Here is a 22988-nt window from a genome sequence, read left to right on the forward strand (position 1 = left end):
TTAGTGCTCCCCTAAACCTTTCTTACCGAAGAAAATAAACTGTATCGTTGTACAACCTGCAATCAGAGCAAACAGCAGCCAGGAAATCGCAGAAGCTGTGCCCATCTCGAGCCATTCCCAACCCACTTTGTACAGGTACATAGAAATTGTCAGTCCTGCCTGACCCGTACCACCGCCACCACGCGTCAACACAAACGGCTCTTCAAACAACTGCAAGTTACCAATGATGGTCATGGTCACCGCGAAGAAGATAAACGGGCGAATCATTGGCAATGAGACATGCCAGAATCGACGAAGGGCATTTGCACCATCCATACGGGCGGCTTCCAGAATGTCTTTTGGAATGGTCATTAATCCCGTGGTATAAAGCACAATGTTGAAACCGGTATACTTCCAGAAAACCATGATGGCGATCGAAGGCTTGATTAACGTTGCATCATCCAACCAACGGATAGGTTGGTAATTATTTACCCAAGCAAACGCCCACCCAAATAAAGAACTGTCTGCCAAATAGATTAGTGTTTGGTTGATGATCCCCGAGTTGGGTGAATACATGTTGAAGAAGATCAGAGACGCAGCCACTGTTGACGTAATAAACGGCAGAAAATACGCAGACGTTAGCCAGTGACGTAGTCTGTCTCCCAGAGAAACCAAAATATAAGCCACCGGGATGGCAACCAGATGCTGTGCCACCCCAGAGGTAATTGCCAGCCAGAAGGTATTTTTTAATGAACGCCATAACCAGGGATCGGTTAGTGCGATGTGATAGTTTTCGAACGCGACATAGTTCATCGCACCCAAGCCTTCCACTGGATTCCATTCGTGGAAAGATAGGTAAACGGAAAACATTAACGGGAATATCCCGAAAACAGAAAATATAATTAGAAAAGGCAACAAAAACCCATAAGGGGTCAGTGCCTTCAAACTGAGACGAGCAATAATACTCTGTCTTGACGAAGCTTCCATGACGTTGCTCGCTGATTGACTCATAGTAACGACCTCTTAAAAAGGAGGCGCGCTCCCGCGCCCCCTTAACTCATACCAAATAAAGAATTAAAGGTTACGCGTTCTGCGCTTAATCAGGCGCTCTGCTTCAGCCAAAGCTGTCTTGATGTCTTTACCTTCATCAAGCACTTCCATCAGCGCATTCTCCAGTACAATCGAACGAGCAACATGGTCGCCTTTCGCTGGCGCTACAGGCTTGATATTCTTCGCAACTTCCGCAAATAGTTGGCGAGCCTTCTGACCACCCAGAAACTCTACTTCCTGATCAAATAGCTTGTCGTCGTAGGTTGTTACGTTAGCTGGGAATGCAGCGATGGTCTCAAAGTGCTTGAGCTGAGCATCTCTGTCTGCGGTCATAAACTCGATCAACTTCCATGCTTCATCCTGGTGCTGAGACTGAGTCGGAATGGATAGGAATGAACCACCCCAGCTACCGTAAATACCGTCAGGCAGGTTAGAAACCGCCCACTTACCTTTCGTTTCAGGAGCAATCCAGTTGTTCAGGTGACCAAGTAGCCAGGCACCAGATTGTTGAGTTGCGAAGGTGCCGTTACGGAAACCTTCATACCACTCGTTTGACCAGGCAAGGATACGTCCGTCCAGACCTTTATCGCGAATTTTCTTCGCGACCTCAAAAGCATGGACAAATCGCTCTGACGTCACCACAGGCTTACCGTCCTTATCAAAATACAGCCCTTCGCCTTCAGGTACCGTGGTGTAAATAATCGCTTGTGCGACATCCGCAGCAGAAGCAATTAACTGAACATTCTGTTTTTTCAGCTCCTCACCGGCCGCAATGTAAGAATCCCAGTCTTTGATGGCCTCTTTTACATCAATCCCCGCTTTCTCAAACAGGTCCGTCCGGTAGTACATAACGCCTGGCCCCAAGTCGACCGGGATCCCGTACATGCTGCCATCGGCACCTTTACCCTGGGCCCAAGCATAGGGAGCGAAACGCTCAGCATACTTATCCGCACCGTATTTCTCTGACAGGTTTACCAAACCGCCTGAGGCAACAAATGGGCCGATTTTCTCTACGTCAACAACGATAACGTCACCCGCACCAGATCCTGTAGCAAGGTTTGTCGTTAATTTGGTATGGTGGTCGCCGTGATTATTCATTAAATAATCAACTTTGATATTATTTTCCTTTTCAAATTCAGGCAATAATACTTTCAGACTGCTATCAAAATCCGGAAAGCCGTCAAAACGAATAGCTTCTTCAGCATTAACAGTTGTAACAGTGCCTAGCGCGATCGCACTATAAAGTACTACATTCTTCAATTTCATATTTTGTCCTTAATAGAATTATAGGGTAGTAAGTAAATCCTTAACTGAATTTCTAACCACAAGTGAAGGCAATAATTTAAAATTAACCTCACCTTTTTTGTTCCCTAACTTTTGAATAACAAGTTGAACCGCTTCTAAACTCATTTGTTCAATTGGGAAGTTCATCGTTGTTAACTTTGGTGTTAGATAGCGAGCGAATAAAATATCGTCAAATCCGATCAGTGAAACTTGTTCGGGTACTGAGTATCCGTGTTCCGCGAGCGCCTCAAAGGCCCCTAGCGCCATATGGTCATTTGACGCAAATACCGCTGTAAAGTGACATTTCCTCCTTAGAATTTTTTTCATTGCGCTTGCACCGCTTTCTTCTGTAAATGCAGCTTCTGAAACGAGCACTTCATCATATTCAAGCCCTGCATCGAACAGTGCGTTTCGATACCCCTGCAGACGCCCTCTGGCGTCTGATTTATCAAGGGGACCTGTAATACAAACAATGTCTTTGTGACCCATTTTAAGCAGATACTGGGTCGCGATTTTGCCCCCAAGTTCATTGTCTATTGTGATGCAACTCGATCTCATTTCCGGGATAAATCGGTTAATGAGTACCACTGGTGTGCCTGATTCCTCCAGACTGATGAGATAGTCATCAGAGATGTTCTGGGCATGCACAATAAGAGCATCGACTCGACGGCTTAAAAGAAACTCTATCGACTCCTTTTGACTCGACTCGGTATTTGACCCCGCACTAACCACTACGTGATACCCAAACCGTCTAAGGTGCTCTTCGATGTTATGTAATATTCCAGAGTAAAATGGTCCCCCGAGTTCCGGCACCATGATCCCGACACTACCTGTTCTGCTAAATGCGAGCGCTTGAGCAATAGAATTCGGTTTATAAGCCAATTCTTTGACCGCCTTTTCAACCTTTAGCTTTTTGTCATGACTCACACGACTTGTCCCATTTATGACTCGGGATACTGTCGCCTGAGAGACGCCCGCTAATTCTGAAACATCTTTAATTGTTGCCAAGAGAACCTCGATAGCACCTTTACTTGAAACCGCTTACAAGGCCAGTATTTAAGATTATCGACAGCTAATGCGTGAGAAACATCACAGTAAACTTTATCTTTTTTGAGGCTTTTACTAATTATTGAATGCTACAGCAGTTTTTCACACTCCCATGAAACTGTTTCATGAAACACTTTTTCATACATTTAATCCTATAAGGAAGCTAAATTGAATGAACTATTTATTATTTCATGAAACATATTCATCAACTATCAACATAATGATAAGCCAGCCACAAGCACAATTAATAAACAGCTCCAAATTCACAAAAAACAATTATTCTTATATCCCTAAGACTATTAAACGCTCTAATTTTCAACAGAATAATGGAGGATGACATGACAAAATATATAGTTACTACTTCACTACTGTTTGGAATTGCCATTAGTGCACCAATTAGTGCCGAAGAGATGATCAGAAATGGAAGTTTTAATAAAGGAATAGATGGATGGTGGACAACGGGAGGTACAATAAATACCGCTAATGGTGAAGCTTGTATGGATATTACCAGTACCGGAAGTGATCCTTGGAGTGTTATACTGGGTCACGCCGGTATTGGCCTTACTGAGGGCGAAAAGTACACCATCCATTTTGATGCTTATGCCAGCGTCGAAACCCAAATGAAAACCCTGATTCAACACGAAGGGCCTCCTTACACCCACTACTTCAACCAGGATACTCTGCTTTCAACAAGCAAACAGTCTTATGCCTACGAATTTACCCACGATGTCACGAGTGACGCTGGTGGTGAGTTTCAGTTCCAGATGGGCGCTCAAAAGACCGGAAGCATATGCGTCAGCAACGTATCTGTCGTGGGTAAACCCTATATTGAAATTGCCGAGAACTCACCGATTCGTGCCAATCAGGTCGGGTTTTATCCGAACGCCGACAAGTTGATCTTCATTGCATCTGAATCTAAGGAGCCTTTACGCTGGACTCTACAAAATGCTCAGGGCATCAACATCGATCTTGGTCGGACCCAAGTATTCGGCCTAAACCCAGCCTCCGGCGAGCATCTTCACCAAGTTGACCTGTCGGCCATCACAGCGGAGCAGACAGGGCTCACGGTAAGCGTTGATGGTGAGAAGAGCTTTCCTTTTAGCATACAGAAAAACCTCTATCGGGAACTGAAGCACGACGCCTTTTCCTATTTTTATCAAAACCGGAGTGGTATCGAGATTGAATCCAGATTTGTTCAGCGCCCGGATTTGGCGCGTCCGGCCGGCCACCTGAACGATGTCGTAACGTGTTTCGACAAAGAAGATGCCTGGGGGAATCACTGGCCTGGCTGTGACTTTTCGATTGACGTAACAGGTGGATGGTACGATGCCGGGGATCATGGCAAGTACACGGTCAACAGCGGTATTACAACATGGACACTACTTAACCTTTATGAGCGAGGAAAGTGGCTCGACAGTGCCGCGCAGCCATTCGAAAACGAAACGGTTAACATCCCTGAAGCCAATTCTGAGGTCAACCCTGTCCTCTCCGAAGCTCGCTGGAACATCGAATTCATGCTATCGATGCAAATCCCTCAAGGTAAGAGTGTCAGTGTCCCTGTCGGCGATCAGTCTGACGACAAATCGCTCCAACTGACCAGAATAGATGCGTCGTATATGGCGTTTCACAAAATCGCCGATGAAGTCTGGACAGGCATGCCACTGCCACCACATAAAGACGACAAGAAGCGCTATGTGGGTCAGCCGAGTACCGCCGCAACACTCAATCTCGCCGCAATCGGCGCACAATGTGCACGAATCTGGCGTGAGATTGACTCAAGCTTTGCGCAGCGTTGTTTAACCGCCTCGGAACGTGCATGGAAGGCCGCGGTCAAGCAGCCTGAAGTCTTCGCCTATGACAACTTTACCGGTTCAGGCCCTTACGATGATCTCTCCCTAAGTGATGACTTTTACTGGGCCGCAACTGAGCTGTACATCTCTACGGGCAAACCAGAGTACCGGGATTACCTAACCGCCTCACCGCACTACCTGGAAACACCGAAAGGCAATATTGAAACCGACGGTGATATTTTCTGGCAGTACACTGCACCTTTAGGCACTGTTAGTCTGGCTGTGGTTCCCAATAAGCTAGGTAGCGAAGCCATTACCCAAGCCAGAGAAAACATTATTGCAACAGCAGCGCGCTATGAAGCCCAGGTCTCTGCCGAAGGTTATCACATTCCTTACTCTGTTAAGCAATACCCTTGGGGATCCAACTCAAATCTGGTTAACCGCAGCCTGTTCCTGATTTATGCCAATGATTTCACTGGTGACGTGCGTTATCTGAAAGCTGCCGCTAACGCGATGGATTATATTTTGGGCGCTAACCCTATGAACATCTCTTATGTTACAGGCTATGGAACCAATGCGGCACAAAACCCTCATCACCGTTTCTGGGCCAAAGCAGCAGATGAAAACTCACCAGCTCCCGCTCCCGGGGCACTGATTGGTGGTCCTAACTCCATCAGTTTTTCCGACCCCATTGCAGCGACGATGAAGGGTAAGTGCGTTGGGCAGACCTGTTACAAAGACAATATTGGTGCATGGTCACTTAACGAGATCACCATCAACTGGAATGCTCCGCTTGTCTGGGTTGCATCAGCGCTTGACGAAGGCAAGCTCAATTAACCCGTGCACCTCATCGCACAAATAAGAGAGCACAACGCTCTTTTCCAGAATGTGGCGCCCCACCCTATGAGGTGCCACTCATCACTTACAGCTAACAGGTAGTAACATGCTCTACTTTCGACTTTTTACTCTGACGACACTGTTGATATCAATACTCGGCTGCTCAACTGACACTTTGGTTCCGACTCAACCGGGCAGGGATCATACCGACTCAGTTAACCATAGCCCTTTTCCTTTGCACGGAGCTGAAGTGTTTAGCCATGACAAAGTTCTGTTCGGGAAGTTTGTCATTCGTATGAAGATGGTGTCAAAACCCGGTGTAGTGTCATCGTTTTTTGCTTACGATAACGAATCTTGGGTTGGTGGGATCCCTTGGCGTGAGATAGATATAGAATCTATAGGCAAACAGGAAAACCTGCTACAAACAAACCTAATCACTGGCGAGGCCAGTGCGCGAGTGCATTCAGAAAACCTTCATATTATTGATAACATTGAGGAGTTTCATGAATATTCACTGGTCTGGACTCCCGATGAAATCACCTGGCAGGTAGACGGTGAAACTGTGCATCAAGAGTTAGCAGTGCACTCTCTGCAAGTCAGAGAAATGCGCGATTCCCCCCAAAGCTATCGCATGAATTTGTGGGTTGCCGAATCTGTAGATTGGGTGGGTAAATTCGATGCCAGTACGCTCCCTCTACAACAAACTATCGATTGGATTGAATACTACCGATTCGAGAACGGTGTGTTCACCCTCGCATGGCGAGACGACTTTGATTATTTCGACTCCAATCGTTGGGGTAAAGGGGACTGGGGATTCGAGACCAATATCGCCACATTTAGTCCAATGAATGCCAATATCGTTGATGGACATCTGGTCTTGAGTCTGACTCCGGCACCGTAAATACCGATATCAATAAACAAGGAGAAGTTTATGATTAGGCTTATACGAATCGCTGTTATTGGAGTTGTTTTTTCTACCGCCATGTCCAGCGGTTATACTGGTGAACTGCCAGCTCTATCTGTCAAAAACGGCCAATTACAGGCTGGTTCGATGCCAGTTACATTATCGGGTGTCAGCCTGTTTTGGAGCAACTCTGGTTGGGGAGGGGAACAATTTTACACCTCTGAAGACGTCGCGCAAGCAAAAGCAGAACTGGGAATCAACGTTATTCGAGCCGCCATTGGTCATGAAGAGACAGGTGGCCTGACAGATGACTGGGACGGTAACCTGCATCGACTCGATACAGTGGTACAAGCTGCAATTGATCAGGATCTTTATGTCGTCGTTGACTTTCACAGTCACAATGCACACCAAGACGTCACCACGGCAAAACGTTTTTTTGACTACGTCGCCCAAAATTACGCAGAGTACAACAACGTTATCTATGAAGTTTTCAACGAACCATTGAACATCAGTTGGTCTCAACATATCAAACCCTATGCTGAAACTATAATCGCTGAAATTCGTTCCCACGATCCGGATAACGTGATTATCGTCGGCACCCCCAATTGGTCTCAGGATGTCGATGTGGCCTCTTATGACCCTATTGATGATGAGAACATAGCGTACGCGCTTCACTTCTATGCCGGAACCCACAAGGAACAGCAGAGGAACAAAGTTCAAATTGCCATCAATAATGGTCTTGCCCTGTTTGTCACCGAATGGGGAACGGTTAATGCCAACGGTGATGGTTCAGTGGACCGGGAACAAACAATGAAGTGGATGACACTACTGGCAGACAATCAGATAAGCCATATCAACTGGGCACTCAACAACAAACCTGAAGGCGCCTCTATATTTCAAGCCAACAAAAGCTGGGAGAACTACTCCGAATCAGGGCGGTGCGTAAAGGACATACTGCTCCATTGGCCAAATCTGTTGTCTTCAATTTGCCCACCAGACAGAGAGTCCGAGACCTCACCGAACCGGAAAGGCGGCGGGCTATTCCACCTGCTCTTATTCGCTCTGGGTACTGTGTTCGCTCGAAAGTGGCTATCCACATCAGAAAAAGAAAAACCCGCAGTTTAACTGCGGGCTTCGTGATATCTGATCGCTTATTACTGATTGTTGAGCTTGCCAATAAACTTGTCCGATTCTGCAATCGCTGCATTCATTTGCTTGATGGCGGATTCTATGTCGCTTTCCAGACTCATCAACTCGCCTTGCAAAGAACCAATGGCGCTGGCGTTCAGGTTATGTTTGAGATAAAGCGTATTATCTCGCAACGTATTCAGAACCGGGGTCATTTTTTGCTCGGCGCGTTTCATCGCCCTTAACATCGTCTGATAAGAAGAACGGGTCTCTCTCAATTTCTGCTCGCTTGAGCGGCGTAGCTTAGCACTGGTGTACTGTCCAAGTTCCGACTCCCATTCATCAAACAAGGCCTCTGATACGTCCTCCACGGCGGCAATACGCTCCCGAACCTCTTCCGCTGCCTGCTCGCTGTCCTGATATTTGTCGTTAATGTTGTTATAAACTTCTTCTAAATCACCACCATCAAAGCCGGTTAATGCGGACACGGCCTCCAACGCACTGGTAAACTCTTCCTGTGCATCTTGCTGAGACTCTTTAGCGTCCTCTACGCGAGTCACCATGATGTCTCGCTTATGGTATCCCACCTTCTCCATCGCCGAGTAGTAAGTGGACTGACACCCCGTCACCGCCACCATCGAGAGAGCGCCTATTAATAACCACCGCATAAATATTCTTCTTCCATAACAATGAGTTTGCTTGCCCCACAATATAACGATGATGAAAAAAAATTTACAGCACTAGTTCGACTAACTTGGAGCTTCGTCATTGCTAAGTACGGTGATTTTTTATCTAGCGATGCTGCCAGTGCTGTTCACAGTATGAACCGAGGATCTCCATCTTGAACGATAGCTTTGCTTGGCTTCTCAATGTGTAGCCATGGTTCGATGAGCCCATAAACCGCGTATCCACAAATTCCCATTCTTGTGAGGGACGACTAAGTAAACAGCAAAGCTCTGAGCACATACACGGCCCAAATTTGCAGTAAAACGTATTCGATTTTAAGCCAAATTTCCATATTGCTGTCCCTGATCCTTGGGGTAGTTCTTTACAGTAACAGTATGCGGAGATTTAGATAATGAGGATTTTTCAATTTTGCGCGGGATAAATGAGGCTTTGTAATATTCATAATGAAAAAATGGTGTTCCATACTCTGGAACACCATTTTCGAGATCTTATCGACCCGATTGAATTCAGGCTATTGTTTTTCAAAGGTACCAGTACTTTTGATCATTACATCAAGAAAGCCGGAAGCGTTGCTTTTTTCTGCACCCGAACTTTGCATCTGGCTTTGCGCGCCTTTCAGTCTGGCCATCAGTTCTTGTCGTTGCTTCTCTACGTCACTCAGGGTTTCTTTCTTGTCGGTCATATTCACTTCTCCGAATAAAAGGATGACCCCCACACAGTAGTGGCTCTCCAAAATATCGGCAAATTCGTAACCATGAGCAACATTGCCAGTTAACCACTCTTCATATTCGATTAAAAGGCAAATATTAATTTAACTCGCTAAATCATGGTCTTAAAACAAAAGTCAAACACTCGACGACCTATTCGAAGTGATGATAGAAACGCTAGTCCTTACCCCCTTTGGGTTTAAACAGACCTTCTAAGAAGTCCATCGGCATCGGGAACAGAATAGTCGAGCTCTTTTCCCCCGCTATCTCGGTCAGTGTCTGCAAATACCTTAACAGCATTGCATTTTGTTCTTCTGACAGTTTTGAGGCTGCCTCGACTAGCTTTTGTGACGCTTCCATCTCGCCGGATGCATGGATAACCTTTGCGCGTCTCACACGTTCAGCCTCCGCCTGTTTTGCGATAGCTCGGATCATAGTTTCATTGAGATCGACGTGCTTGATTTCAACGTTCGAGACTTTGATCCCCCAAGCATCGGATCTGGCGTCCAAAATCGCCTGAATATCGGCATTCAGCATCTCTCGGTTGGCGAGCATTTCATCCAGTTCATGTTGCCCCAAAACTGAACGTAACGTGGTCTGGGCTAATTGTGAGGTTGCGGCCATATAGTCTTCTACATTGATGATCGCTTTTTGAGGATCAACCACTCTAAAGTAAATCACTGCATTAACTCGTACCGACACATTATCCCGACTGATCACGTCCTGACTTGGGACATCCATTACCACTGTCCTCAAATCGACTTTGACAATTTGTTGAATGAAAGGCACAACAATGATCAGACCCGGTCCTTTCACGGTTTGAAATCGTCCGAGGAAAAAAATCACACCTCGTTCATACTCGCGCAATATGTGAAACAAGCTGATCGCTAACATTACCACCAGGACAATCAATGCCAACGGCGTCAGCAAGCCGTGTGTTATGACTTGTTCAAACATGTTCTTTCCTCCCAGCTAGCTTTCTCAAAACCAGAGTTAAGCCCTCAATTTGCACTACCTCAACTAAATCCCCCTTGTGTATTGGTTGACTGCAAATTGCCGACCAACGTTCCCCTTCCAATACAATATAGCCCTGCTCTTCAAAGCTCTCAGAGGCTTCCATCGGGATACCCAAGATGGCCTCCTGGCCGATCACCGCATGCTTTTTCCTCAGCGTCCAAACTCTTCGGAGGACAAAAACAATGAAGGCAAATGACAGCAAAGCGAAAGTGAAGATCAGCTCTACCGATACCTGAAACGCGGGCAAATCACTGTCAATGAGGAAAATAGAACCTAAAACAAATGCAATCGCCCCCGAAAATCCAAACAGTCCAAAACTGGGCACCAGAGACTCAGCCACCAATAGCAACAGCCCTAAGGCAATCAGACCAAATCCAACATAGTTGATGGGTAGCATCTGTAACCCGTACAACGCCAACATCAGCGAGATTGCTCCAATAATGCCAGCAATACCGAATGAAGGACTATAGAACTCAAGTATCAGTCCGTAGATACCGATAATCATCAGAATGTAGGCAATATTTGGATTGGTAATGGTGGCAATAAACTCATGACGCCAATCAGGATCAACCGGTATCAGGGTCGCTTCAGATAAATTCAGCTCCACAACTTGATCATTGAACTCTAATACTTGCCCGTCTAACTGAGCCACCAGCGACTCTGGATCGTCCGCTATCAGATTGATCACATTCATTTCCAACGCCTCCTGTGAGGAAAGCGTTGCCGCTTCTGTCACCGCCTTTTCAGCCCACTCAATATTGCGTCCGCGAAGTTGCGCTAATGATCGTATATAAGCAATAGAGTCATTCAGCACTTTTTTCTCCATAGCGCTAGGCTCATTACTTTTCTCATCTTCCTGATCTGATCCTGAACTACCGATATTAACGGGTGTTGCCGCCCCGAGGGTGGTCGCTGGCGCCATCGCGGCAATATGGCAGGCGTACAAAATATAAGTTCCAGCGCTGGCCGCTCTGGCTCCTTTAGGATAGACAAGACACAACACTGGTTTCTGAGAGGCGAGTATCTGCTGATTAATGTCCCTCAGGCTTGAGACAAGTCCTCCTGGGGTATCTAAAGTAATAACAACGGCAGACACTTGAGGCTCGAGATCCGCTTCTTTCAGCTGTTCAATCACGTAGTCACCCACAGCAGGCCCAATAGCGCCACTGATGGTGAGAATAGGTATCGTCGATTTTGCCTGTTCACTGTGGGGAGTCTGAGCCACAGTGACATTCAATGTGAATAAAAGAGAGGCAAAGACAACGACTAACGCTGCTCTACACATAACCCTCTCCTTAGTGGGTGTACTATTTGAGTGTAGTTCAAATATGTTCAAATCATTATTATTACAATGAGGTTGAACAAAACCTTCCGCTCAGCCAGGGGATTGTGTCATTGTGAATAATCGTTACGTTCACTAGGCAGTTCGGAAAAGTACTCCACAAACTCAAATTGCATATTGTGCTCATCAACATAATAAGCACTTCTGCGGTGAGGATGTTCGCCTCCCCAGTGATCCAACTCAAAACCCGCGTTACTCAAGCGCTCCACCAGTGTGCTCAAATCATCGACAGCAATACCGATATGCTTTACTCCAGTCCAATGGGTCGTCCAGTCGGGCAAGGTTTTATCGCCCCCTGACTGGAGCGCAATGTAACAGTGTTCGTTGCCCACATGGAACCACTCCACGTCCTTACCGTGCCAATTCTCCATTCGCCCCTGACCACGAATTTTCCAGTCGGGCAACGCAGCCAACAAAAACTCTATCGTGTGTCTTGGGTTAATTAGTGTGATGTTCGCATGTTCAATATATCCATTCATAATCATTATCCCTTTTTTGTTAATGACAAACCCAGCCTAATTCCTCAAGTTAACTTGAGGTCAAGGAACTTTTGATAATAAGCAGTGGTTATCACTCTCTTAACAAACGTTGATTAGAGTTATCTGACCAAATCTCTAAACTGACCACAATCCAGACAACGCACGGAACGCACTTTCTCAGCAGGAGGCTGTTGACAAAAGAAAGGTTAATTATGAAAAAGTTAGTTCTCGCAGTAGCAATTTCGGCAATGTCAGCAAGTGCATTCGCAAACACAGAGTTCACAGGACACAGAGTGGGTCTTGGTGCTTCAGGATTGGAGTTCAGCGAATCAGGGTACAATTGGGATCTGGGAACAGGCCTTAAACTCGAGTACGGCTACGACTTCAATCACATCTTTGGTCTGAATGTGTCTTACGCCTGGAACCAGGATGACGTCAGTCTGCCAGACTATATTGGAAATGTTGATTACCGCGCACGAACGTTCAAAATCGATTCAGATATCGGTTACGCATTCGAACTGGAGAACCTTTGGCTGAAACCGTATGGCGCTATTGGCCTTGCTTATGTCAACGACGAGGTAGAGACACAGAACAACGGTACTTTCTCAGGAAGTGAGTCAACACTGTTTCTGGGGTTAGGCGTAAGAGCACAACTAAACATGGGCCTGTATGCTGACTTGCGCTATGACATGCCATCATTTTCCGGTGTAGACGCAGATTACCTATCATTTACTTTAGGTTACCGCTTCTAATTCCCGAATCCCAAATAACCGATTCATCACAGTAAGCTGGTACAAAAAATACCAGCTTATTCCTGCAATTAATTTACAGAATGATGTAATGCCAAAAGTCCCCAGCAGTAAGAGACCTCCACTGGCCAAAAATCGCTTTGCAAACCTTGATCTCAATCTACTCAAAGTATTCAAAGTTTTATTCGAAGAGCAGAACATGAGAAAAGCCGCGGATCGGCTGTTTGTTTCTCAGCCTGCTGTCAGTCAGTCTTTGCAAAAACTAAGGTTTCAGTTTGACGATCAACTTTTCGTTAAAGTAAAAACTGGACTGGCCCCCACTCCCAAGGCGGAGCAGCTTTCAGAGCAACTGCTGCCACTGCTTTATGGTGTTGAGAGCGTGGTTAACGCAATGGATGTTTTTGAGCCCAAGGAGCTTGATGAAGAAATCACCATCGCATTGTCTCCCAGTTTTGTATTCTCTCTTTCAGGCGAAATCTATCGTTTTTTTCAGCAACATGCCCCTAAATTAAAGGTCAAAGTCATTGCATGGAATGAACACACCATACATGGGTTGGAAAAAGGGGATATTCTGGTTGGCATCAATGCTGAGTTGGCTGACTCATATCCCTCACTGTGCCACGTAAAAGTCAGTGATATCGCTGGCTGCATTCTGGTCAGAAAAAACCATCCGATTGTGGACTCACCGATCACGGTAGAGAACATGTCTCAATATCCGTTAGCTCGCCTGCTGGTCAGTGATTACAGTAAGTTGACAAGTCCAATTGTGAGAATATTTGACAAGCAGGGCTTCAATCTAGAAGTGGGCTTTAGCTCAGAATACCCTCTGGTTCTACTCGATGTCGTAAGACACTCAGATATGTTTATGGGCGCGAGTAATTGCTTCCCCATTCAGGATTATCCTGAATTAGTCATGCTCAAACCAGACCAGTCTATTCCGGAAACACAGTACTCAGCTTACTCGTATTTTCATACCAGGTATCAAAATAGTGAGATGATACATTGGCTCAACAATTCCATTTCAAACATTTTCAAAGCAAGCCAGTCATGAACGCTCATTCACTACATTGAGCACTGGTGAGAAACATATCAACACAACATTCGATATACGCTCTTTGTTCATCCGCAGTCTGTTCAATCTGACTTCCTAAAAAAGCCCAGTAAACAGCCTTTCCATGGAACATCAGCAGTAACTGCATTGCTGCATCTTTAGCTGAACTAACCAAGTGAAGTTGCCCTTGGTCATGTTGGTGCTGCAAATATTCAGACACTACGGCGACCGTCTTTTCAGGCCCTGATTTTAAGTACGCAGCAGAAATTTGCGGATGGCTGCTCACCTGCGACACGGCATTGCGATATGTTTGTAAAACCTGTGGTTCTAGGTGCATGTTCTGAAACCGGATACCAAACTCTATCAGCATGTTCCTTACGGGTACATTCAAATCAAATGCCGATTCATCGATAACTCGTTGCTCGCAACGATACTGAATACAGGTTTCAAATAACTGATCTTTGGTTCTGAAATGAGAATACACCGTTTGTTTTGAGACATCTGCCCGTTTGGCGATTTCGTCCATACTGACCTTATAGCCCCGCTCAGAAAAAAGCGCTCCCGCTGCTTTGAGTATTGTCAGTCTCTTTTGTTCACTTTTCTGGATCATGTTCACATTCCGGCGATTCAGCTATCGAGTAACTAGTTTTTAACACAATCAAACTAGACAGTCTAGTTTGATTTCGCTTATTCTATAGCCAATGGTTAGGTTTTTAGGATGAATGTGGTGCGCAAACGAATATTAACTAATGCATCAATAGCAGCCATATTTTTGGCGCTAACAGGTTGTAAGGAAAGCCGTTTGGATGAAGCTGCGGTGACTAAACCGCTCACGGTATCGACGACTGAGATTAACTTGAGCCCCTACTACACCGTGAAGCGAGAGTATGTGGGCACGGTAAAAGCAGGTCAACAGGCCAACCTCGGTTTCGAACTGGCGGGTAAAATCGAATCTCTTCTGGTCGATGTGGGTGATCAGGTAGAAAAAGGGACTCCGCTTATTCAGCTTGATACTGACTTACTGGTGACGGAAGCAAATCAGCTTCGAGCGCAAACCAACGAAGTCAAAGCTCAACTGAAACTGGTCGATGCCAACTTACAGCGTCAACAATCTCTGAAAACTAAAGGGTTCAGTGCCGATGCCGAGATCGATGCTCTGACCAGTGAGAAAGGCGTACTACAGGCAAATCTGCTACGGATAAGCGCGGTACTGAATGCCAACAAGCTGAGACAAGAGAAATCCACTTTGGTTGCTCCATACGCAGGCGTTATTGCCAAACGCCACGTTTCTCTGGGTGATGTAGTCAATGTCGGGACCCCTACCTTAGAGCTTCTGGCCAGCGAGGGCAAAGAAGCTTTTATCGGTATACCCGCTCATCAACTCTCCAGAGTGACACACCTCAAAGCTCCTCAGGTTCGTGTTGCTGATCACCGCTATGCTGTCAAACTTCTTAATCCTGGAGCGATGGTCGACACCCAGTCAAGAAGTGTCGGACTACGTTACCGCTTCCCCGAAGAAGCCCAGCTGCTTGAGGGACAACTTGCCTATCTGGCATTTGATGAACAGGTCAACGAATCTGGATACTGGGTCCCACTTACCGCGCTGATCGACGGGCTAAGGGGCGTCTGGAATGTCTATATTATTGACACCAACAACATCGTTGAACGACGAACCGTCAATGTGCTTTATGCGGACAGTCAAAGGGCTTTTGTTAATGGTGCCATTCAAGATGGCGAATCCATCATCTCAAGCGGACTCCACCGAGTCGTTCCTGGGCAAAACGTACTCGTTGCAGGTAAATAGGCAGCCAGATGAAAGTGATTCACACCATTACCAATACCCGGCTTCTGGTACTCATGACCGCTCTGCTAATCGTCAGCGGACTCGCGGCATTTTCTTCACTACCCAGAGCGGAAGATCCGATTATCAGTAACCGCTTTGCCAATGTCACGACCAGCTTTCCCGGAGCCAGTGCCGAACGGGTCGAAACCTTAGTGACTGAAGTCGTCGAAAATAAACTGCGCGAGCTCAGTGAAGTTAAACTGCTCACGTCAACCTCACGACCCGGAGTTTCCATCGTCACCATTGAGCTGATGGATGACATTACTGAACCGGATCCCATCTGGTCAAAAGCTCGCGATAAGCTGTCAGACCTCATTCCGGTTTTACCCTCGGGTACGGCCTCACCAGATTTAGACAGCGACCATACCTACGCTTTCACCGTAATCACTTCTCTTACCTGGAACGGCCCCGGCGAAGCCGACATCCTGACATTAGGCCGCTACGCAAAAGAACTGGCGAAAAGAATGCGTACCCTTTCAGGAACTGAGTTTGTCGACGAATACGGAATGCCGGAAGAAGAAATTCAGGTCAACTTGCGCACCACTGATACCGCTGCGTTCGGGCGCTCTAGTCTCAACATTGGGGACAGTTTGAGCGGTGCTGATGCAAAAAACTCAGCGGGTCAGCTCGTCAACCGCTTTTCTCGATTCGGATTGGAAATCGAGTCAGAACTGGATTCTATAGAGCGTATCAAGCAGGTACCATTAGCCGCTGATAATAATGGCCATATCATCCGTTTGGAAGACATCGCCAACGTAGTAAGAAGTCCGAAGACACCTCAAAGTGAAATGGCGATTATAGACGGCTCTCCAGGTGTCATTGTCGCCGCACGTATGGTGCCAAACCTTCGGGTTGATCAATGGACCGCTAGGGCTGTGACGGTTATCGAGCGGTTTGAGAGAGACCTGCCAAGCAATATTAAAGTCAGTATCCTGTTCGACCAACAAGGCTACACCACCACCCGACTCTCTGAACTAGGGAAAAGCCTGCTGATTGGTTTTACACTGATTCTTATCGTGCTGTTTGTCACTTTAGGTGTCAGAGCCGCGATTTTGGTCGCGATTTCATTGCCGCTGACTTCCATGTTTACCCTGGCAATGATGAAGATGACGGGGATCCCTATTAACCAAATGTCGGTGACCGGGCTCATCGTGGCTCTGGGTATCATGGTGGACAACGCTGTGGTGATGGTGGACACCATTCAAAGCTATCGCCTTAAAGGACAAGCACGCCTGGAAGCGACATTCAACGCCTTGTCCCACCTATGGGTTCCCTTGCTGGGCTCCACATTGACGACTATTCTCGCGTTCGCTCCTATCATACTCATGCCAGGTGCAACGGGTGAGTTTGTCGGCGCTATTGCTATAACGGTCTCATTCTCACTGATTGGTTCTTACTTGTTATCGCACACCGTCATCGCCGGCTTTGCGACTAAGATTCTCCCAAGCCATACCTCAGGAGACCACTGGTACAATACAGGCTTGCGCATTCCATTGATAACGGCTGGGTTTGCTCGTTCGGTACGTTGGGCGATCAAGCACCCTTCACTATCACTGGCTCTCGTATTAGCGGTACCAGTTACCGGTTATTGGAGCATGTCTCAGCTCACCGAACAATTCTTCCCGCCTTCCGACCGTGACATGTTCGAAGTACAGGTTTTTCTGCCTCCTCAGGCCAGTATCTACGCGACCCGCGCATCAGCTAGCAAGGTCGACGGCGTTATTCGTTCTTATCAGGGTGTCGAGCGTGTTGATTGGTTAGTGGGAGCAAACTTTCCGTCGTTTTACTACAACTTACAGGCAACCCAGAACAACGCGCCCTATTTTGCTCAAGCTATGGTAAAAATGGAATCTTTTCAGCATGCCAATGACATCATTCCTGATCTGCAGGACACGCTGAACAGACAAATCCCTTCTGCCCAGATACTGGTTCGGAAGTTGGAACAAGGTCCTCCATTTAAAGCACCCATCGAGTTAAGAGTCTATGGTGAGAATCTGGATGTGCTTAAATCCATAGGTGAAGATATTCGTCTGATACTCGCCAACACCTCTCATGTCACCCATACAAGAGAAACATTACAACCGGGTACACCAAAGGTGTGGCTGAAAGTAGATGAAGACACAGCCAAACTCAATGGTATTAGCCTTAATCAATTTGCCAACCTGCTACAAGCCACTCTCGTTGGTCGAGAAACCGGTTCTGTCACAGAGGGCAGTGAATCAATCCCCATTCGTGTTCGGGTCGCCAATGAAGAACGGGAGAACCTGTCACATCTCGGTAATCTGCGCCTGCCTATTCGCTCTGAGGTATACACCACTGGCGTCAGCGTATCCACATTAGCCGATCTGGAACTCACAACCAGTCGGGGCGCCATCACGCGACGCAATGGTGAGAGAGTCAATACTATCGAAGGCTATATTCAGGCTGGTGTACTCCCTCAAACAGTGTTAAACGAGTTCAAGCAACGACTGGAAAAATATACGCTACCAGCCGGATACCATATTGACTTTGGTGGCGAATCAGCTGAGCGAGACCGTTCCGTTAACCAACTGATATCCAACATCTCCGTTGTCATCGTTCTGATGATTCTGGTGGTCGTCATGTCCTTTAATTCGTTCCGCCTTAGTACCATCATCTTTATGGTCGCAGGACTAGCAGGTGGATTAGGGCTGTTGTCGGTCTGGATTTTCAATTATCCCTTTGGGTTTACCGTTATTATTGCCATGTTAGGCATCATGGGGCTGGCGATTAACGCCGCGATTGTGATTCTGGCAGAACTAAGGCTCGACAACAAAGCGGCAGCCGGTGACATCGACGCTTCCGTAGATGCTGTAATGTCCTGTACTCGGCATATCACATCGACAACAGTCACTACCGTTGGCGGCTTTTTACCTCTCATTATTGCCGGTGGGGGATTTTGGCCTCCGTTTGCAGTTGCCATCGCCGGAGGCACTGTACTTACCACCCTTTTATCGTTTTACTTTGTTCCCGTTGTCTTCAGAATGATGGTACGCCGTAATCCTATTTTGAAGTCTAAAGCACACGTCCCTTCTTAGTTAGTAGTGAATAAACTAAGACAATAATTCTTTCCAATAAGGGTCCCTCGGGGCCCTTTTTCAAAAGTTTCGATTCGAGCTTAACATAACAATTTCTCACCCGAATGATTAGAAAATGTCGTGTGTTATATGCACACATTGGCACCAGAGATCAAAATGTAACAAAACTTGTCTGGTAATATCAGGGCGGATTATTAAACCACTTCCTGATAAAAAATAAGGATAAAGTTATGTGGAATAAATTAAACAAGTCCATGATGTTCTGTCAAATGATGTTTGGACTTTCGTTTTATGGTGTCATGGTGATTCTCACGAGGTTTTTTCTTGAGAATCTCGACTATAGTGAAGCGGACACTATGATGGTTGTTGGTGCGTTCTCATCAATTGGTCCCCTGTTTGCGATTGCCGGTGGCTTTATTGCTGATAAGTTTCTGGGCGCGTACCGTTCATTAACGATTGCCTACTTCGGCTTTACCTGTGGTTATGTGTTATTGGTGTTAGGCGCTTCCACCGTCAACATTCCCCTTAGCCTTGCTGGTATCGCTTTAGCGAGTTATGGACGTGGTTTGATGTCACCTTCTTACCCAAGCCTTTACAAGCGCACGTTCAAAAGCCAGGAAGACTTCGAGAATGGCTATCCAGTGAACTACTCCGTCAACAACATTGGCGCTCTGCTTGGTCAGTACTTATTCCCAATGTTCGTACTGGTCATCGGTTTCTATGGCAGCTTCATGCTGTCGGGCATTCTTGCCTTCGCGGCGCTGTTTACTCTGATGACCTTCCGTAAAAACCTTCAGGAAGTTGGAGCTGACATCGACCAAGCTCCAGTATCACAGGCTAACTGGATTAAGTTTGCCATCACCTCAGTTGCTATGGTCGCCATGGTGTTCTTTATGTTTTCTAATATGGACATTGGTAAGAACGTGGTATACGCGATTGGTCTGACAGCCATTGGCTACTTTATTTCACTTATGTTTAAGGCGGAAAAAGCCGACGCACTGCGTATGGGCACCATCATTATCGTTACCGTTCTCACTACCGCATTCTTTGTGTACTACGGTCAGATGATGACGTCCATGACTATGGTGACCATCAATACGATGCGTGGCGATCTGTTCGGCTTGATCCCTATTGCGCCAGAGGCCTCCATGTCAATGAACCCTCTTTGGTGTATCGTGGCAGGTCCGGTCATCGCTGCAACATTCTCTAATCTGGAAAAGCGCAATATTCACTTTACTACGGCAACAAAAATCGGCTTCTCTTTCATCTTGACTGCCATTGCATTTGGTATTTTGGCATTTGCGGTGAAGAACATTGGAGAAAATGTCGTTATTCGTCCCGAAGTGTTCCTGGTAATCCACTTCTTCCAGGCATTTGCGGAAGTAATTGTTGGTTCTCTGGTCGTGGCATTTATCTTGTCTGTCGCTCCAAAACACATTGAGAATTTCTCTGTCAGTTTGTTCTCAGTGGCCATTGCACTATCGGGGATTGTAGGTGCCGTGTTCTCAACCTCTATCGCTGCGGAGAAAGGTCAGGAAATCACTCAGGAATTTGTTCAGACCGTATACGGCGACTACTTTGGACTGCTGACAATGCTGGCTGTTGTCATGGTTCTGGTGGCATTTATGGCCTCGATTGCCATTCGCAAAATGTTGGCAACCGCAGATAAGCATCAGCCTCAGCAAGACATTGAGTTGACCGAAGCGGAAAGCTAATTACCTGACTTAATTCATATACAAATAAAGCCTCACTGGCTTCATGTCGAACCGACATGGGTCAGTGAGCCTTTAGCAAATTTGAGTTAGGAAACCGTACCGTTCTCCGATGCCTCATCTAAGATGGATCTGATATCCCACGCTGTTGCGTCAGCCATTCAATCTGTTCAGCAGTAAGCGGTTTACTGAACACATACCCCTGCCCATAATGACAACCATGAGAGTTCAAATATTCGACTTGCTGTATGCTTTCAACCCCCTCAGCCACGATCGTCAACGATAACGTTTCTCCTAACGCGATAATAGCCTGAACGATCGCGTTACTGTCTCGCTGCTCAGGAACATCACAGATAAATGAGCGGTCTATTTTCAGCTTACTGATGGGTAATCCTTTCAGATAAGCAAGCGAAGAATAGCCAGTACCAAAATCATCCAGTGATATCTCAATACCAAGTCTTCTGAGTTGATCAAGTCTCTCAACCGCTTGGTCTCGGTCGGTCAATAGAAAACTCTCCGTAATTTCAATATCAAGACACTCTGCAGGCAAGCGAGACTCCCGCAAGATCCTGATTAATTGCGGCACAAAGTCACGACGTTGTAACTGAAGAGCCGATACATTCACCGCCATTTTGCCAAAATCCACCCCCTTATCCAGCCAGGCACGTCCTTGTCGGCATGCCTCTGTTAACGCCCAGGTGCCGATTCGATGAATCAGACCCGTCTTCTCTGCGATGGGGATAAACTGGTCTGGCGGGATCAAGCCTAACTCAGGGTGATTCCAACGCAGTAATGCCTCGACACCTAGCAGCGACTGATTGTCAAGTTTGTACTGCGGTTGGTAAACGAGGGAAAGCTGTCTCTTTTCCAATGCATCGTGTAATGCTGACTGCACTTTTACGTGTACCACAGAGCTGTATGTAAGATCCGGCGAGTAAAAAGCATAGCCATTGCGACCTTTTTTCTTAGCAAGGTACATGGCAGTATCGGCATTCTTAAGCAGGGTTTCACTGTCCTTACCATCCTGCGGATAAAGCGCAACTCCAATACTGGCGGATACTCGTAACGAATCATGAGTATCCAGATTGAAAGGCATGTTGAACACGCTCAATGTCTCATCAACAGTGTCAAGCAACTGAGCTTCACTTTCATAGCCGGAGACAATAATAACAAATTCATCCCCGCCGATGCGCCCAATGCTGGCACGGTGGTTAAGCACTTTGGTCAGTCGAGTTGCCACCTGGGTAAGCAGTCTGTCACCATACAAGTGACCTTTACTGTCATTGATATGTTTAAAGTGATCAAGATCCAAAAACAGCGTCGCAAACTGTTCATTATGTCGTTGTCCAGACTCGATACTCTGTTCAAGCAGGCTGGATAAGTGTGCTCGGTTGGGTAAGTTGGTCAGCGGATCAAAAAACGCCATCCGTCTTAGCTTTTCTTCATGAGCTTTCTGATTCGAAATGTCCTCAAATACACAGATATAGTGAAGCAGGTCATCATTATCATCAGTGATAGCACTGATCGTGGCTATTTGTGGATAGACGCTACCATCTTTTTTGCGGTTGATGAACTCGCCTTTCCACTGGCCTTTATCTGCCAATTGTTGCCATAATTCTTGATAAAAGGCGGGCTCATGGTGCCCAGAATGAAGAAATCTGGGATTCTTACCGAGCACTTCCGATGCTGGATATCCTGTCACGTCGGTAAACGCATTATTGACGTCCATGATACGGGCATGCTTATCGGTGATCATCATCCCTTCCTGGAAATTATTAAAGATCTCCGAGGTAATCGCTAACCGGGTTTCTACCTGTTTTCTTCGCGTCACATTGCGGGTCATCCCCAGAATACCAAACAATTCTCCATGTTGATCAAACATCGGTGATTTAATGGTTTCAAGCCACACCTCATTTCCATACTCGTCATGGGCTGCGCATTCTTCAACGGTCGTCTGGTGCCCCTGCTCCACAACCAAATCGTCAGCTCGTTTAAAGTAGTTGGCACGCTGCTCAGGAAACAGGTCAAAATCGGTTCGACCACATACCTGCTCACGGGACATATTCCACGCTTTTTCTACACTCTTGTTGATGGCAACGTAGTTACCCTGGGTATCCTTTACCCAGGTATGGTCTTCCAGAGAATCGATAAACAACTGCAAACTGGGAAGGTCTTTTGGAAACATGGTGATGTGACTCGAAATAATTCGTATAGAAATGCCAAATCAATGGCGCTTTGATATATCGTACTAGATACGAGCCCAGTTTTATAGCAAACAGATGTTTTAATGAACAGAAAATGCGCAATTGTTAAATCTATCAACGCA

The 22988-nt window shown here is 46.4% G+C and carries 18 protein-coding genes; 8 read left to right on the forward strand and 10 right to left on the reverse strand.

Translation table 11 applies throughout. The features are described from left to right. From C4S60_RS05935 to C4S60_RS05945, 3 genes are all read right to left on the reverse strand, one after another. A complete protein-coding gene (locus tag C4S60_RS05935; protein ID WP_103879416.1) occupies positions 1 to 990 on the reverse strand; it encodes a carbohydrate ABC transporter permease in 990 nt (329 codons plus the stop codon). A 63-nt stretch (positions 991 to 1053) separates the two neighbouring features. Then, on the reverse strand, positions 1054 to 2295 hold the full coding sequence (locus C4S60_RS05940) for an ABC transporter substrate-binding protein (protein WP_103879417.1): 1242 nt from the start codon (positions 2293 to 2295) through the stop codon (positions 1054 to 1056). Positions 2296 to 2313: 18 nt separating this feature from the next. Continuing rightward, on the reverse strand, positions 2314 to 3321 hold the full coding sequence (locus C4S60_RS05945; protein WP_103879418.1) for a LacI family DNA-binding transcriptional regulator: 1008 nt from the start codon (positions 3319 to 3321) through the stop codon (positions 2314 to 2316). 377 nt (positions 3322 to 3698) lie between these two features. On the opposite strand from C4S60_RS05945, the gene C4S60_RS05950 reads away from it, so the two are divergent. From C4S60_RS05950 to C4S60_RS05960, 3 genes are all read left to right on the forward strand, one after another. Beyond that, positions 3699 to 5987, forward strand: coding sequence for a glycoside hydrolase family 9 protein (locus C4S60_RS05950; RefSeq protein WP_103879419.1), 2289 nt, complete (start codon positions 3699 to 3701; stop codon positions 5985 to 5987). Between the two features lie 106 nt (positions 5988 to 6093). Further along, positions 6094 to 6888, forward strand: coding sequence for a family 16 glycosylhydrolase (locus C4S60_RS05955; protein WP_103879420.1), 795 nt, complete (start codon positions 6094 to 6096; stop codon positions 6886 to 6888). A gap of 30 nt (positions 6889 to 6918) precedes the next feature. Continuing rightward, entirely contained in the window at positions 6919 to 8016 is a 1098-nt protein-coding gene (locus C4S60_RS05960) for a glycoside hydrolase family 5 protein (protein ID WP_103879421.1), read from the forward strand. Between the two features lie 29 nt (positions 8017 to 8045). Here C4S60_RS05960 and C4S60_RS05965 read toward each other — a convergent pair whose 3' ends face one another. The 5 genes from C4S60_RS05965 to C4S60_RS05980 all read right to left on the reverse strand — a co-directional run bounded on the left by C4S60_RS05965 (position 8046) and on the right by C4S60_RS05980 (position 12251). Further along, positions 8046 to 8615 (reverse strand): DUF2959 domain-containing protein, encoded by a 570-nt coding sequence (locus tag C4S60_RS05965; protein ID WP_425275110.1) that lies wholly within the window; start codon positions 8613 to 8615, stop codon positions 8046 to 8048. Between the two features lie 602 nt (positions 8616 to 9217). Then, entirely contained in the window at positions 9218 to 9388 is a 171-nt protein-coding gene (locus C4S60_RS23515) for a hypothetical protein (RefSeq protein ID WP_160111337.1), read from the reverse strand. Positions 9389 to 9590: 202 nt separating this feature from the next. Continuing rightward, positions 9591 to 10370: a slipin family protein gene (locus tag C4S60_RS05970; RefSeq protein WP_103879423.1), complete on the reverse strand. Its 780-nt coding sequence runs from the start codon at positions 10368 to 10370 to the stop codon at positions 9591 to 9593. After that, positions 10363 to 11715, reverse strand: a complete 1353-nt coding sequence (locus C4S60_RS05975; RefSeq protein ID WP_103879424.1) for an NfeD family protein — start codon at positions 11713 to 11715, stop codon at positions 10363 to 10365. The genes C4S60_RS05970 and C4S60_RS05975 overlap by 8 nt, the downstream gene beginning before the upstream one ends. A 107-nt stretch (positions 11716 to 11822) precedes the next feature. Continuing rightward, positions 11823 to 12251: a VOC family protein gene (locus C4S60_RS05980; RefSeq protein WP_103879425.1), complete on the reverse strand. Its 429-nt coding sequence runs from the start codon at positions 12249 to 12251 to the stop codon at positions 11823 to 11825. 212 nt (positions 12252 to 12463) lie between these two features. On the opposite strand from C4S60_RS05980, the gene C4S60_RS05985 reads away from it, so the two are divergent. Both C4S60_RS05985 and C4S60_RS05990 read left to right on the forward strand, forming a co-directional pair. Further along, positions 12464 to 13003: a porin family protein gene (locus tag C4S60_RS05985; protein ID WP_103879426.1), complete on the forward strand. Its 540-nt coding sequence runs from the start codon at positions 12464 to 12466 to the stop codon at positions 13001 to 13003. A gap of 88 nt (positions 13004 to 13091) precedes the next feature. After that, positions 13092 to 14051 carry a LysR family transcriptional regulator gene (locus C4S60_RS05990; protein WP_103879427.1) on the forward strand — a complete coding sequence of 320 codons (960 nt, stop codon included), beginning with the start codon at positions 13092 to 13094 and terminating at the stop codon, positions 14049 to 14051. Positions 14052 to 14055: 4 nt separating this feature from the next. Here C4S60_RS05990 and C4S60_RS05995 read toward each other — a convergent pair whose 3' ends face one another. Continuing rightward, positions 14056 to 14661, reverse strand: coding sequence for a TetR/AcrR family transcriptional regulator (locus C4S60_RS05995; RefSeq protein WP_103879428.1), 606 nt, complete (start codon positions 14659 to 14661; stop codon positions 14056 to 14058). A gap of 117 nt (positions 14662 to 14778) precedes the next feature. On the opposite strand from C4S60_RS05995, the gene C4S60_RS06000 reads away from it, so the two are divergent. From C4S60_RS06000 to C4S60_RS06010, 3 genes are all read left to right on the forward strand, one after another. Further along, the gene (locus C4S60_RS06000; RefSeq protein WP_425275109.1) at positions 14779 to 15855 is read left to right on the forward strand and encodes an efflux RND transporter periplasmic adaptor subunit; all 1077 of its coding nucleotides are present in this window, start codon (positions 14779 to 14781) and stop codon (positions 15853 to 15855) included. A gap of 8 nt (positions 15856 to 15863) precedes the next feature. Continuing rightward, on the forward strand, positions 15864 to 18950 hold the full coding sequence (locus tag C4S60_RS06005; RefSeq protein WP_103879430.1) for an efflux RND transporter permease subunit: 3087 nt from the start codon (positions 15864 to 15866) through the stop codon (positions 18948 to 18950). A gap of 230 nt (positions 18951 to 19180) precedes the next feature. Beyond that, positions 19181 to 20665: a peptide MFS transporter gene (locus C4S60_RS06010; protein WP_103879431.1), complete on the forward strand. Its 1485-nt coding sequence runs from the start codon at positions 19181 to 19183 to the stop codon at positions 20663 to 20665. Between the two features lie 118 nt (positions 20666 to 20783). On the opposite strand, the gene C4S60_RS06015 is transcribed toward C4S60_RS06010, so the two are convergent. Next, positions 20784 to 22847 (reverse strand): sensor domain-containing protein, encoded by a 2064-nt coding sequence (locus C4S60_RS06015; protein WP_103879432.1) that lies wholly within the window; start codon positions 22845 to 22847, stop codon positions 20784 to 20786. Between the last annotated feature and the right edge of the window lie 141 nt (positions 22848 to 22988).

Source organism: Vibrio hangzhouensis, assembly GCF_900107935.1.
GTDB lineage: Bacteria > Pseudomonadota > Gammaproteobacteria > Enterobacterales > Vibrionaceae > Vibrio > Vibrio hangzhouensis.